Below are 13066 nucleotides of genomic sequence, written 5' to 3' on the forward strand. Positions count from 1 at the left end.
TAAAGGCAATCTGAGGCGGTCTCTTCACAAGGAAATCCCATGACCGCCTCTCTGCACATTCACACCCTTTCACGTGACGATATTCTCTCGCATCTCGACTCACTGGCTGACATCCTCGAAAACTGCGTTAACGGCGGGGCGTCGGTGAGCTTTATGCTACCTTTTTCGGCTGAAAAAGCGCGTCAGTTCTGGCTTGGCGTGGCGGAAAGCGTGGCCCGCCGGGAGCGCACCGTGCTGGCCTGTCGAGACGAAGGTGGCGAATTTTTGGGTACCGTGCAGCTCATCACCGATCAACCGGAGAACCAGCCGCACCGCGCGGATGTAGCCAAGCTGCTGGTCCACGAAAAAGCCCGCCGTCGCGGTGTGGCGATGCGCTTAATGGAAGCCCTGGAAGCGGTGGCTGTGGAAGAGGGTAAAACCGTGTTGGTACTGGATACGGCTTCGGGCAGCGGTGCTGAGACGTTCTATCAGCGTGCGGGCTGGCAAAAGGTCGGTGAGATCCCGCGCTACGCCCTGATGCCGGACGGCGAAATGACGGCGACATCGGTGTTCTATAAGTTTTTATAATATTTTTCACAATTGCTTTATGAATTGATCAAAACAGGGTTTCATGGTCGAAAAGTTTGATAAGTTATTGGACCAATCTTATCGAGCTGTATGACTAATTTAAAAAGGAACCCCTTGTGAACACACTCAATCGTCGTGATTTTCCCGGTGCTCTCTATCCTGAACGTATCATCCAGTTTGGTGAAGGTAACTTTTTACGTGCGTTCATCGACTGGCAGATCGACCTGCTGAATGAGCACACCGATCTGAATTCCGGGGTGGTAATTGTTCGTCCTATCCAGAGCGATTTCCCGCCCTCACTGAGCACTCAGGATGGTCTGTACACCACGATCATTCGCGGCCTGAATGAGAAGGGCGAGGCTGTGAGCGACGCGCGTCTGATCCGCTCCGTGAATCGTGAAATCAGTGTTTACAGCCAGTACGACGAATTCCTTAAACTCGCACACAATCCGGATATGCGCTTTGTGTTCTCCAACACTACCGAAGCGGGCATCAGCTATCACGCCGATGACAAATTCGACGATGCGCCTGCCGTGAGTTATCCGGCAAAACTCACCCGTTTACTGTTCGAGCGTTTCAGCCATTTCAACGGCGCGGCCGACAAAGGCTGGGTGATTATTCCGTGCGAACTGATTGATTATAACGGCGATGCGCTGCGTGAACTGGTGCTGAAATATGCCCAGGAGTGGGCGCTGCCAGCGGCATTCACCCAGTGGCTGGTTGATGCCAACAGTTTCTGCTCCACCCTCGTGGACCGCATTGTCACCGGCTACCCGCGTGACGAAGTGGCCGCCCTCGAAACGGAACTGGGCTACCACGATGGTTTCCTCGATACCGCGGAACACTTCTATCTGTTTGTGATTCAGGGGCCTAAATCTCTGGCCGCCGAACTGCGCCTCGATAAATTCCCGCTTAACGTCCTGATTGTGGACGACATCAAACCGTATAAAGAGCGCAAAGTCGCAATCCTTAACGGCGCGCACACGGCACTGGTTCCGGTGGCCTTCCAGGCGGGGCTGGATACGGTCGGCGACGCGATGAACGACGCAGAAATCTGCGCATTTGTGGAAAAGGCCATCTACCAGGAGATCATCCCGGTGCTGGATTTACCAAAAGATGAGCTGGAATCCTTCGCCAGCGCGGTGACAGGGCGTTTCCGTAACCCGTACATCAAACACCAGCTGCTGTCGATTGCCCTGAACGGGATGACAAAATACCGCACCCGTATCCTGCCGCAGCTGCTGGCAGGGCAGAAGGCGACCGGGAAATTACCTGCGCGTCTCACCTTTGCGCTGGCCGCGTTGATCGCGTTTTATCGTGCAGAGCGTGAGGGTGAAAACTATCCGGTGCAGGACGATCTACACTGGCTGGAGCGCTATCAGCAACTTTGGGCGCAGCATCATGATAAGCAGATCAGCACCAGCGAACTGGTGAAAGCGGTTCTCAGTGTGAGCGATCACTGGGAGCAGGATCTGACGAAAGTGAGCGGATTGGTAGAACAGGTTACGCTCGATCTGGATGCGATTCTTCTGAAGGGGATGCGCGCGGCCGTCAAACCGCTGTGCTAATCCTCTCGCCCGGCTCCGGCCGGGTTTTATTTAAAGCATCATTAGTTACAACATACTATATATTCCCTTTTTTTATAACACACTTCGGCACCGTGCGCTTTTTGTCTCGCAGTTAAAAAGGGGCAGCAATCCTGTAACAAGCTTGCAACCGTGACGGCGATCACGTTTAATAGTCGCGCTCTTTATTGACCTGAAGCTGACTATGATTGTTCGTCCTCAACAGCACTGGCTGCGCCTGATTTTTGTCTGGCACGGCTCCGTCCTGTCTAAAATCTTTACCCGGTTGTTCCTTAACTTCCTGTTATCCATCGCTGTTATCGTGATGTTACCCTGGTACTCTTCCCTTGGGATCAAACTGACCGTTGCGCCGTTCAGCATTCTCGGCGTGGCGATTGCTATCTTCCTCGGGTTTCGCAATAACGCCTGTTATTCGCGCTACGTTGAGGCTCGCCAGCTTTGGGGGCAACTGATGATAGCGTCACGCTCGCTATTTCGCGAGGTGAAAAACACGCTCCCGGACGATCCGCATCTCAGCGAGTTCGTGCGTCTGCAGATCGCCTTCGCCCATTGCCTGCGCATGACGCTCAGACGCCAGCCGCAGGCGGAGCAGCTTTCACGCTATCTTTCTGCGTCACATTTACGCGCGGTGATGGATTCAAACTCGCCGTCGAACCGTATTTTGCTGATCATGGGCGAGTGGCTGGCGGTGCGCCGTCGGGAAGGGCAGCTGTCAGATATTCTGTTCCACAGCCTCAACAATCGTCTGAACGACATGTCCGTGGTGTTAGCCGGATGCGAGCGGATTGCCAATACGCCGGTGCCGTTTGCCTACACCCTGATTCTGCACCGCACGGTCTATCTGTTCTGCATTATGCTGCCGTTCGCCCTGGTGGTCGATCTGCACTACATGACGCCGTTTGTCTCGGTGCTGATCTCTTACACCTTTATTTCCCTCGATGCGCTGGCTGAAGAGCTGGAAGAGCCTTTCGGCGTGGAAAATAACGACCTGCCGCTGGATGCCATCTGCAATGCGATGGAGATCGATCTGCTGCAAATGAACGATGAGCCGGAAATCCCCGCCCGCGTCTTACCGGACAAGCATTACCAGCTCACGTAATGAACATTCAGGAACGCTGCAAGGCGTTCCACTCCTCGCGGGTGATTTCCCATAACTCCGAATCCAGCTCGCCGCTGACATAGGCTTTCTTTTCCGTTCTCACCAGGCGCATTCCACTGCTGGTAGAGATCCGCTGTGAGCGCTGGTTGACGGCGGCTTTTGGCGCACGCAGAAGCGGTTTGTTCAGCGTATTAAACCAGAAGTCCGTCGCGGCAATGCTCGCTTCGCGCATATAGCCCTGACCCTGCCATTCGGGCGCCAGCCAGAATCCCCGATTATTATCCTCGACGTCGTACAGGCAGATCAGGCCAATCAGCTGATCGGGGTTGTCTTTGCAACGAATCGTCCAGAACCACGCCACCCCATTTTCCACATCCGGCAGGGCGACGTTGTTCACGTATGTCTCTGCGCCATCGGACGGATAGGGCCAGGGTACGCTCGCCACCATATAACGAACAATCTCCCAGTGCGGATATAATGTCTGGATTTGCAGCGCATCTTCCGCTTCCAGCGGTTTGAGTAACAGACGTTCAGTGGTTAACGTGGGCGTTTTCACGATTCGGATCTCCATTATTTGTCGTTATGTTTTTGTTTGCCTTCTGCTATTTTCATGATTACCACATTCTGCTGTGACTGAATAGCCGAGGAAAATATGACGTTAAGACTGGCCGCACCGGAAGAGGCAGAAAGACTCTGGCTCGTTCGCAATCTGGCTATCCGTGCAGGCTGCCAGAGTAGCTATGATAGTGACGTGATCGCCCGCTGGACGCCGGAGGCAATGCCGGAAAGTTACCGTCAGGTGATAATCGATAATCCCTTTTACGTGGTCGACGATGAGAAGGGAGAAATCGTGGCAAGCGGCTATCTCGATCTGGCCGCCAGCAGCGTGGAAGCGATCTTTACCGTCCCCGAAGCAGCCGGAAAAGGGCTGGCGGGGCGGATCATCGCGGCGATTAAAGCAGAGGCACGCGCACGCGGTATTTCGCAATTAACGCTCTCCTCAACGCCCAACGCGCAGACTTTCTATCAGAAACAAGGCTTTGTAACGGTTAGCGAGGGATTTCATTATTCAAGAATGGCCGATGCGCAGCTGCGTTGTATTCACATGACGATCGATTTAACCGGCGAGGAGACCCTATGACGATAACCGTAAGGGCGTTGCGTGCAGAGGATTATGCCGACTGGCGGCCGCTGTGGGATGGCTACACGGCGTTTTACGAATGCAAACTCGATGAGTCCGTGACCGCGTCGACATGGGAAAGGGCGCTGAGCCCGCATTCTGCACTGCTCTGTCGGGTCGCGGAAATGGACGGAAAAGTCGTGGGTTTCGCCCTGTGTGTGCTGCATGAAGGGACATTTTCAACCGCGCCCGTATGCTATCTGGAAGATCTGTTTGTCGATGCAAATGTGCGTGGGAGCGGTGCCGGAAAGGCGCTGATAGAGGCCCTCCAGGCGGAAGGAAAGCGCGAAGGGTGGACAACGCTGTACTGGGTGACGCGTCAAAACAACCCTGCGCGAAAACTGTATGACAAGTTTAGTGAAGCGGACGATTTTGTACGTTATCGCCTGTCGCTTTAAGTTCTTTTAAGGTTCACGACGCGCAACGATAAACAGGCGCGGGAAAGCCAGCAAAATCTGCCCGTTTTCCTGCAGCGGATACTGCTGCTCCAGAAGTTCAAGATAGCGATCCAGATAGTTCCGCTGCTCATGTTCGCTCAGCTCCTGCAACCAGGGGCGCAATCCGGTGGCACTCACCCAGTCAACGATCGCCTGATGCGAACTCATCTTGTGATAGTAGGTGGTGCGCCAGATATCCACGTCGCAACCCGCGTCCGTCAAAATATCAAAATAGGCATGAACGCCGGGCAGCGGATCGCGGCTGCGGTCCGGGAAACCTTGCTCATAAGCCACTTCACGCATCAAAACGTGCGATGGCTCATCGCGATTATCAGGCATCTGAATCGCCAGCACGCCGTTCATTTTGAGCAGAGAAACCAGGTGCGGGAGTAGCTCGTAGTGATCGGAAATCCACTGCAGCGACGCGTTGGCATAGACAAGATCAACCGAATGCGCCGGGCGATAGGTTTGAATATTGGCTTCAATAAACTGGCATTCGGGTAACGCAACCCGCGCCTGTTCCAGCATGGCCGGTGAATCATCCACGCCAACAATGTGTGCCGATGGCCAGCGCTGATGCAAAAGTGCGGTGCTGTTTGCCGGGCCACAGCCCAAATCCAGCACATCCGTCACCTCGTTCAGCGCCACTCTTGCCAGCAGTTCGGCGGCGGGACGGGTGCGTTCCGCGCCGTATTGCAGATATAAAGAAGGGTTCCAGTCGGCCATCATCGCATCTCCAGTTTGCGGGTTTCAGCAAGTGTAGATGATTGGCGATGGTTATGTTCAGGCGTTTAACCAGGTCTGGCCGTCAGCTTTCATTTTTCGCTCTAATTCACTGCCGCGCGTGGCAAAAACACGTTTAACCGGGAACCCACTCTTCTCCAGCACGTAGGCGAGAGCGGCGTATTCTCGCGGGTATTTCTCGGCAGTCGCCGCGTCTATCTCCACCATTCCCATCGGGAACGTAAAGGTGCCCATGTCGTAAATGCTCTGACGATGGAACAATTTCCAGACGCCGTCACGTTTCTCCATCAGGTCGTAGAAACGGTTATGTCCGTTGCAGCCCACGTTCAGTTTGACGTTTTCGGCGATAATAATGGCGTTCGTTTCCACGATCGCTTTGTCACCCTTAAAAGTAATAATCGGGCTGCCCATCAGATGTTTGGTGCGGATATCCGATGCCCCCATACGCTCTGAACCCGTCACAAAATCACCGAAAAGCCCTTCAAACCAGGTGACTTCGATAGTGCGTCAGGGTGAAAGAGTGAACGCAGCTGTTCCCATTCGTTCAAATCCCGGTGGATCCAGCCGTTGATCAGGTCGGTAATCTGCAGGCGATCTTCAGTTCTGTTTTCCATTTTTCGTGCTCCGCTAATGAAAGATGCATGGAGTATTCACCCTGCGTTCGATAACATCCAATACTATAAAATGACAGATTAATCAGATTTAATGATTGCTGGAGGTGCGACATGGATTTACGCCAGTTACGCTATTTTCTGGCCGTGGCGGAAGAGAAGCATTTTGGCCGCGCCGCTCAGAGCCTGAACATCGTCCAGCCGGCGTTGAGTATGCAGATCCGTGCGCTGGAGGAGGAACTCGGCGGCGCGTTGTTGGTTCGGACCAGCCGAAGCGTCGAGCTGACTGAAGCGGGAAAACTGTTCCAGACCGAGGCGCGACGCACGCTGGAGCAGGCCGAGTTTGCCCGACACGCCGTTGCGCGATCCCTGCGCGGAGAGACCGGCACGGTGCGAATCGGGTTTGCCGGGAATGCCGTATTTAGCGGGAAACTGATGCGTGATTTGCGTCATTTTCGCCAACGCTATCCGGATGTGGAGATGATTTTGCAGGAGGTCCCGGCGCAGCAGCAGGTGGAAGCCATTCTCGCCGGGCGGCAGGATATCGGCTACACGCCGGATCACAGCAAAACCCTGACCGCCGGAATCAGAGTGCAGAGGATAGGGGACTGGGACATTCTGGTGGCATTGTCGGACGAACACCCGCTGGCTGAGCGTCCGCTCTTCACCGTCGAGATGCTTGCCGGGCAGCCGCTGATCCTCTACGACGCCCATGATGCGCATGAAAATCTGTATCTCATGCTGAGCCAGCAGCTGCAAAGCAGGCTGCAGATCGCACACCTTTCTGACAGCACCCTGAGCGTCCTGGCCCACGCTGCCGCCGGAATGGGGCTTGCGCTGGTTCCCGCACCGCTGCAGCAGGTGAATATTCCCGGCCTGGTTTATCGCCGTCTGAATGCCCCGGCGTTAACGGCCAATTTGCTGCTGATTAGCCGTGACACGGAGACAAGCGGCGCGGTGAACGCATTTCTGTCGTTAGCAGCACAGGGCGCGGCTCGTTGATCTGCCCCACGCCTCATTCTGGAGCGCGTTATTTGCCCCATTTCCGCGAACCGATGACGCACAGAATGACGCCTGCGGTGATAACGATCATCAACGGGCTGACGCTTTCGTGCAGGAGCGTCGCCGACAGCCCCAGGCCGAAGAACGGCTGTAACAACTGCAGCTGACCGACGGCAGCGATCCCGCCCTGCGCAAGCCCTTTGTACCAGAAAATAAAGCCAATCAGCATGCTGAAAAGAGAGACGTATCCCAGCGCCAGCCAGGCGGAATATCCGATGTGGCTGAAGGAGGCAGGCTGGGTCATCACCGTGGCCGTCAGCATAAAGGGCAGAGAAATCAACAGCGCCCAGCTGATAACCTGCCAGCCTCCGAGCACACGGGTCAGCCTGGCGCCTTCGGCATAACCCAGACCGCAGACGATCACCGCAGCGAGCATCAGCAGATCGCCAACAAGAGAAACTGCCGCGCTTTGTGAGAGGGCAAAGCCCATCACCAGAACGCTGCCCAGCACAGAGAACATCCAGAAGGCTTTTTTGGGCCGTTCACCGCCGCGCAGCACGCCAAAAATCGCGGTGCTGAGCGGCAGCAGGCCGAGAAAAACAATCGAGTGCGCCGAGGTGACATGCTGAAGCGCCAGCGCCGTCAGCAGAGGAAAGCCGATCACCACCCCAAGCGCGACCACGACGAGAGGCAGGATGTGCGACAGTTGCGGGCGTTTTTCCTTAAACCCGACGATCAGCATCATGGCAAAAAGACCGGCAATGGATGCCCGCAGGAACGTCAGGAAAAATGGATTCATATCCAGCACCGCCACACGCGTGGCGGGTAGCGAACCGCTGAAAATGATGACGCCCAGCAGCCCGTTCAGCCAGCCGGACATCGTGTTGGAATCCGTTTTATGCACTACGGAATTGACCACGAACACCTCTTAATTTTCATCACGCCCGCAGGCTTGAGCATCTGTGAAGCCGATGGTAGTCTCATGAATCCGATACAATCAAAAAATTGTCATGGATATATTCGATGAAAGCCCGGTATAAAGCGATAGTGGATACCTTCGCAGCGTTGATTCGGGCGGGGACGCTCACGCCTGGCACCCGGCTGCCGACCCACCGCCATCTGTCACAGCGGGAAAAAATCTCCCTGGCGACGGCGACCCGCGTCTATACGGAGCTGGAAGCGATGGGGCTGGTGAGTGGCGAAACCGGGCGAGGGACGTTTGTCCGCGAGATTTCTGTTCCTTACGGCCACGGGGTCGATCAACAGGCCGTGGCATCCGATGTGCTGGATTTGAACTTTAACTATCCCGCGTTAGCGGGGCAGGGAGAGCTGCTGCGCGAGGCGTTACGCCAGGTGTCGAACACCGGTGATATCGAATCGCACTTGCGCTATCAGCCCCATGCCGGGAGGCTGACCGATCGCGAGATTATTGCCGGGCATTTCTCCTGTCAGGGATTTCGCCCTGCGCCGGACAATGTCGTCATCGTCAATGGCGCCCAGCACGGATTGACCGTCACGGTGATGGGGCTGCTGCGCCCCGGCGATGTAGTGGCCGTGGACGCGTTGACCTATTCCGGTTTTAAAGCGCTGGCCACGTTATATCATCTGGAGCTGATCCCCGTCCCGTCGCTGGCTGACGGCCCGGACCTGAACGCGTTACGGCAGATTTGCCAAAAACGCCCTGTTAGGGCGGTGTACACCATGCCCACGTTGCACAACCCTTTGGGCTGGGTGATGAATCGCGAGCAGCGACAAGTGCTGGCCGGGATTGCCCGCGCCCACGATCTCATCATTATCGAAGACACAGCGTATGCCTATTTGATTGGCAGGCCACCGCCGCCGGTCGCGGTTTATGCACCGGAACGCACGGTTTACGTCACCGGATTTTCAAAGAACGTGGCAACCGGGCTACGGGTGGGCGCGGTGATTTGCCCTGAATCGTACCGTCCGGCCCTGGAACGGGCGGTTCGGGCGACCAGCTGGAACACGCCATCCATCATGACAACTTTGGTGTGTAACTGGATTCAGGACGGTACGGTGTCGCGTTTTGAAACGCTGAAAAGACGCGATGCGCGCGAACGGCAGGCGGTACTCAGGGACTCCTTAGGCGAGCTGGCGTGCATTACTCATCCAAATTCCTATTTCGCCTGGCTTCCCCTGGCTGAAGAGGCGCGCGCCGACCGGGTGGTAAAAGATCTGATGGACAACCATATCTCCGTTTCAACGGCAGAGCCGTTCTGTACGGCGCAGACCATCCCTCAGGCCATCCGCATCGCGCTGGGGTCGGTGTCAATTGAGCATCTGCGCGCCGCACTGGTCAAGGTGCGTGAAGCGATAGCGTTAGAGCAAAGCCGCTGAACAGAATACCGGAACTCAATCCACTTTCAGCATCCCTAACAAACGTTTCACCGTCCGCGAGCGTTCGAAACGACGCCAGCAGAGGGCGATATCCGTAAAGAGTTCCGGTGTGGTCAGGGCATGGTAGGTCACATCGGTCGGCGAAATGGCGGCCATCGACTGTGGCACCAGGGCGAACCCGCCCCCTGCGGCGACCATGCTCAGGGAGGACGAAAGCTGCGAGGATTGCAGCGTATGGTGCATATCAATTCCGGCCCGCTCGCAGCAGCCGTAAACGCGCTCGAACAGGGCTGGCGCAACCTCCTGCGGAAATAAAATCATCGGCGTATCCCGAAGCTGGTCTAGCGCCAGCGCGTCGCACGCCGAAAGGGGATGCGTACGGTGTAACGCCACCACCATCGGTTCCCGGTCGAGTAACTTCAGCTCAAATTGCTTGCTGCTCTCGCACGGTAAACGCACAAAGGCGATATCCAGTTCCCCCTCTGCCAGCATCGTCATCAGCGAGGACATATTGGCTTCGACCTGGTGAACCGTCACCGCCGGGTTCTGAAGCTGATACTGATGAATCAGCGCAAAGATCTGCGGATGAAACGCATCTGAACTGGTGATCCCAATCGACAAATTCCCGCTAAGCCCGCGCGCAATGCCCCTGGCTTTCTCCAGCGCGGCATAGCTCATCGCGAGGATTTTGCAGGCGTCCTCATAGAAGGCTTCTCCCGCCTCGGTGAGTTCCACGCCCCGCGTCAGGCGCCTGAACAGCGGGGTGCCCACTTCCTCCTCGAGCCGCTTGATCTGCTGGCTCAGGGGAGGCTGCGACATCCCCAGTGCTTTAGCCGCTTTGGTGAAGTGTCGTTCGCGCGCAACCGCAACAAAATACCGTAGATAACGAAGTTCCATATCAAAAACGTCTCAAACCCGCATGCTTTCTATATTGGAACTCTCTGCTGAATCGGGTCAACATTTATTTAACCTTTATAAATAAAGTTGAAGAGGAAACGCATGATGACGCATTCATCTGCATGCGATTGTGAGGCGAGTTTGTGCGAAACCCTTAGAGGATTCTCGGCGCAACACCCTGACAACGTGATCTATCAGACATCGCTAATGAGCGCCCTGTTGAGCGGCGTATATGAAGGGGAGACCACCATCGCCAGCCTGCTCACGCACGGCGATTTTGGCCTCGGCACGTTCAACGAGCTGGATGGCGAAATGATTGCCTTTAGCAGCCAGGTCTACCAGCTGCGCGCCGATGGTAGCGCCCGCGCGGCAAAGCCGGAGCAAAAAACGCCGTTTGCCGTGATGACCTGGTTCCAGCCGCAATATAAGAAAACATTTGATGAGCCGGTCAGCCGCCAGCAGATCCATGACGTGATAGACCAGCAAATTCCATCGGATAATCTGTTTTGCGCCCTGCGTATCGACGGCAACTTCCGCCACGCACACACCCGTACCGTTCCTCGTCAGACGCCGCCTTATCGCGCGATGACCGACGTGCTCGACGACCAGCCGGTGTTTCGTTTTAACCAGCGCAAGGGGGTCCTGGTCGGATTCCGTACCCCGCAGCATATGCAGGGCATTAACGTGGCGGGTTACCACGAACACTTCATCACTGACGATCGTCAGGGCGGCGGGCATCTGCTCGATTACCAGCTTGAGCAGGGCGTACTCACGTTCGGTGAAATTCACAAGCTGATGATTGACCTGCCTGCCGACAGCGCGTTTTTGCAGGCTAATCTCCACCCGGGCGACCTCGATGCAGCGATCCGTTCCGTCGAAAACTAACAGGAGAATCATCGTGAACAGTGATAAACAGGCTCGTCAGTGGGCGCATGGTGCCGATATGATTGTCGGCCAGCTGGAAGCGCAGGGCGTGAAACAGGTCTTTGGTATTCCCGGCGCAAAAATCGATAAAGTCTTTGATTCACTGCTGGATTCTTCCATCAACATCATTCCCGTGCGCCACGAGGCAAATGCGGCGTTTATGGCGGCAGCGGTAGGGCGATTGACCGGTAAAGCAGGCGTGGCACTTGTCACCTCCGGTCCGGGCTGTTCAAACCTGATCACTGGTATCGCCACGGCCAACAGCGAAGGTGACCCCGTTGTTGCCCTGGGTGGGGCTGTGAAACGGGCAGATAAAGCCAAACTGGTCCATCAGAGCATGGACACCGTCAGCATGTTCAGCCCGGTCACCAAATATGCCGTGGAGGTGAGTTCTTCGGATGCCATTGCCGAGGTGGTATCCAACGCCTTTCGCGCCGCTGAGCAGGGCAGACCGGGCGGGGCGTTTGTAAGCCTGCCGCAGGATATTGTCGATCTGCCGGCCACCGGCGCGATTTTGCCTGCCAGCACATCGGCACTCATGGGCCCGGCCCCTGACGCGGCGATTAATGACGTCGCGAAGCTCATCGAAAACGCCAAAAATCCGGTCATTTTGCTGGGCCTGATGGCCAGCCAGCCCGCGAACAGCGCGGCGCTGCATACGCTACTGGAGAAAAGCGGTATTCCTGTCACCAGCACCTATCAGGCGGCCGGAGCCGTGAATCAACAGCACTTCACCCGCTTCGCCGGACGCGTCGGCCTGTTTAATAATCAGGCGGGCGACAGGCTGTTACATCTGGCGGATCTGATTATTTGCGTGGGATACAGCCCGGTGGAATACGAGCCGTCTATGTGGAATAGCGGCGACGCCACTCTGGTGCATATTGATGTACTTCCGGCCTATGAAGAGCGTAACTACGTTCCGGACCTCGAACTGGTCGGGGATATTGCCGGCACGCTAAACCGGCTCGCCAGCCGGATCAGCCATACGCTGGAGCTGAGCCCGCGCGCCACTGAAGTTCTCCTCGATCGCCGACATCAGCGTGACTTGCTCGACAGACGTGGCGCATCGCTTAACCAGTTTGCCCTGCATCCGCTGCGCATCGTGCGTGCCATGCAGGACATCGTTAACAACGACGTGACGCTCACCGTCGACATGGGCAGTTTCCACATCTGGATTGCCCGCTATCTCTACAGCTTCCGCGCGCGTCAGGTGATGATTTCAAACGGTCAGCAGACCATGGGCGTTGCGCTGCCGTGGGCGATTGGCGCCTGGCTGGTCAACCCTGGCCGCAAAGTCGTCTCGGTGTCCGGTGACGGGGGATTCCTGCAGTCGAGCATGGAGCTGGAAACCGCCGTGCGCCTCAAAGCCAACATTCTGCACATTATCTGGGTTGATAACGGCTACAACATGGTGGCTATCCAGGAAGAGAAAAAATACCAGCGCCTTTCCGGCGTGAACTTCGGCCCGGTGGATTTCAAAGCCTATGCCGATGCGTTTGGCGCGAAAGGCTTTGCCGTGGAGAGTGCCGACGCGCTGGAACCCACGCTACGTGCGGCGATGGAGGTCGACGGCCCTGCCGTGGTGGCCATTCCCGTCGACTATAGCGACAACCCGCTGCTGATGGGCCAGCTCCATCTCAGTCAGATTTTGTGAACTACTT

At 56.2% G+C, this 13066-nt stretch carries 13 protein-coding genes and 1 pseudogene; 9 read left to right on the plus strand and 5 right to left on the minus strand.

Features of this window, described 5'->3' with window-relative positions; all coding sequences use genetic code 11:
- The first annotated feature begins 39 nt into the window (after positions 1 to 39).
- The 3 genes from C0560_RS10555 (at position 40) to C0560_RS10565 (ending at position 3252) form a co-directional block, all read left to right on the plus strand.
- A complete protein-coding gene (locus C0560_RS10555) occupies positions 40 to 567 on the plus strand; it encodes a GNAT family N-acetyltransferase (protein ID WP_123427930.1) in 528 nt (175 codons plus the stop codon).
- 116 nt (positions 568 to 683) lie between these two features.
- Positions 684 to 2135 carry a tagaturonate reductase gene (locus C0560_RS10560; RefSeq protein ID WP_107703574.1) on the plus strand — a complete coding sequence of 484 codons (1452 nt, stop codon included), beginning with the start codon at positions 684 to 686 and terminating at the stop codon, positions 2133 to 2135.
- Between the two features lie 202 nt (positions 2136 to 2337).
- Positions 2338 to 3252 (plus strand): bestrophin family protein, encoded by a 915-nt coding sequence (locus tag C0560_RS10565; protein WP_100780169.1) that lies wholly within the window; start codon positions 2338 to 2340, stop codon positions 3250 to 3252.
- 7 nt (positions 3253 to 3259) lie between these two features.
- Here the strand turns inward: C0560_RS10565 and C0560_RS10570 are convergent, their stop codons facing one another.
- Entirely contained in the window at positions 3260 to 3808 is a 549-nt protein-coding gene (locus C0560_RS10570) for a GNAT family N-acetyltransferase (protein ID WP_248858479.1), read from the minus strand.
- 96 nt (positions 3809 to 3904) lie between these two features.
- On the opposite strand from C0560_RS10570, the gene C0560_RS10575 reads away from it, so the two are divergent.
- Positions 3905 to 4393 carry a GNAT family N-acetyltransferase gene (locus C0560_RS10575; protein WP_248858480.1) on the plus strand — a complete coding sequence of 163 codons (489 nt, stop codon included), beginning with the start codon at positions 3905 to 3907 and terminating at the stop codon, positions 4391 to 4393.
- Positions 4390 to 4830, plus strand: coding sequence for a GNAT family N-acetyltransferase (locus C0560_RS10580; protein ID WP_248858481.1), 441 nt, complete (start codon positions 4390 to 4392; stop codon positions 4828 to 4830). Before C0560_RS10575 ends, C0560_RS10580 begins: the two co-directional genes overlap by 4 nt.
- A gap of 6 nt (positions 4831 to 4836) precedes the next feature.
- Here C0560_RS10580 and tam read toward each other — a convergent pair whose 3' ends face one another.
- Both tam and C0560_RS10590 read right to left on the minus strand, forming a co-directional pair.
- Positions 4837 to 5595: a trans-aconitate 2-methyltransferase gene (gene tam / locus C0560_RS10585; RefSeq protein ID WP_248860278.1), complete on the minus strand. Its 759-nt coding sequence runs from the start codon at positions 5593 to 5595 to the stop codon at positions 4837 to 4839.
- Positions 5596 to 5652: 57 nt separating this feature from the next.
- Positions 5653 to 6227 (minus strand): annotated as a pseudogene (locus C0560_RS10590) (nuclear transport factor 2 family protein).
- A 111-nt stretch (positions 6228 to 6338) separates the two neighbouring features.
- Between C0560_RS10590 and C0560_RS10595 the strand changes: the two are divergent.
- Positions 6339 to 7226 carry a LysR substrate-binding domain-containing protein gene (locus tag C0560_RS10595; RefSeq protein WP_248858482.1) on the plus strand — a complete coding sequence of 296 codons (888 nt, stop codon included), beginning with the start codon at positions 6339 to 6341 and terminating at the stop codon, positions 7224 to 7226.
- A gap of 28 nt (positions 7227 to 7254) precedes the next feature.
- Here C0560_RS10595 and C0560_RS10600 read toward each other — a convergent pair whose 3' ends face one another.
- A complete protein-coding gene (locus tag C0560_RS10600) occupies positions 7255 to 8145 on the minus strand; it encodes a DMT family transporter (RefSeq protein ID WP_248858483.1) in 891 nt (296 codons plus the stop codon).
- 104 nt (positions 8146 to 8249) lie between these two features.
- Here C0560_RS10600 and C0560_RS10605 point away from each other — a divergent pair, with 104 nt between their 5' ends.
- Positions 8250 to 9584, plus strand: a complete 1335-nt coding sequence (locus C0560_RS10605; protein WP_248858484.1) for a PLP-dependent aminotransferase family protein — start codon at positions 8250 to 8252, stop codon at positions 9582 to 9584.
- 15 nt (positions 9585 to 9599) lie between these two features.
- On the opposite strand, the gene C0560_RS10610 is transcribed toward C0560_RS10605, so the two are convergent.
- Positions 9600 to 10481, minus strand: coding sequence for a LysR family transcriptional regulator (locus tag C0560_RS10610; protein WP_248858486.1), 882 nt, complete (start codon positions 10479 to 10481; stop codon positions 9600 to 9602).
- Between the two features lie 105 nt (positions 10482 to 10586).
- Between C0560_RS10610 and budA the strand changes: the two genes are divergently transcribed.
- Both budA and alsS read left to right on the plus strand, forming a co-directional pair.
- Positions 10587 to 11366, plus strand: a complete 780-nt coding sequence (budA, locus tag C0560_RS10615) for an acetolactate decarboxylase (RefSeq protein WP_100780161.1) — start codon at positions 10587 to 10589, stop codon at positions 11364 to 11366.
- Positions 11338 to 13059 (plus strand): acetolactate synthase AlsS, encoded by a 1722-nt coding sequence (gene alsS, locus C0560_RS10620; protein ID WP_181827878.1) that lies wholly within the window; start codon positions 11338 to 11340, stop codon positions 13057 to 13059. The genes budA and alsS overlap by 29 nt, the downstream gene beginning before the upstream one ends.
- Positions 13060 to 13066: the final 7 nt, after the last annotated feature.

Origin of the sequence: Lelliottia sp. AC1 (assembly GCF_023278595.1) — a bacterium.
Taxonomy (GTDB): domain Bacteria; phylum Pseudomonadota; class Gammaproteobacteria; order Enterobacterales; family Enterobacteriaceae; genus Enterobacter; species Enterobacter nimipressuralis.

What these genes read in the sequence shown, in the direction of transcription:
- C0560_RS10595 (WP_248858482.1), top strand. Translation starts at nt 6,339, where the DNA reads ATGGATTTACGCCAGTTACGCTATTTTCTGGCCGTGGCGGAAGAGAAG.
- C0560_RS10605 (WP_248858484.1), top strand. Translation starts at nt 8,250, where the DNA reads ATGAAAGCCCGGTATAAAGCGATAGTGGATACCTTCGCAGCGTTGATT.
- budA (WP_100780161.1), top strand. Translation starts at nt 10,587, where the DNA reads ATGACGCATTCATCTGCATGCGATTGTGAGGCGAGTTTGTGCGAAACC.
- C0560_RS10610 (WP_248858486.1), bottom strand. Translation starts at nt 10,481, where the DNA reads ATGGAACTTCGTTATCTACGGTATTTTGTTGCGGTTGCGCGCGAACGA.
- C0560_RS10580 (WP_248858481.1), top strand. Translation starts at nt 4,390, where the DNA reads ATGACGATAACCGTAAGGGCGTTGCGTGCAGAGGATTATGCCGACTGG.
- C0560_RS10565 (WP_100780169.1), top strand. Translation starts at nt 2,338, where the DNA reads ATGATTGTTCGTCCTCAACAGCACTGGCTGCGCCTGATTTTTGTCTGG.
- C0560_RS10555 (WP_123427930.1), top strand. Translation starts at nt 40, where the DNA reads ATGACCGCCTCTCTGCACATTCACACCCTTTCACGTGACGATATTCTC.
- C0560_RS10575 (WP_248858480.1), top strand. Translation starts at nt 3,905, where the DNA reads ATGACGTTAAGACTGGCCGCACCGGAAGAGGCAGAAAGACTCTGGCTC.
- alsS (WP_181827878.1), top strand. Translation starts at nt 11,338, where the DNA reads ATGCAGCGATCCGTTCCGTCGAAAACTAACAGGAGAATCATCGTGAAC.
- tam (WP_248860278.1), bottom strand. Translation starts at nt 5,595, where the DNA reads ATGGCCGACTGGAACCCTTCTTTATATCTGCAATACGGCGCGGAACGC.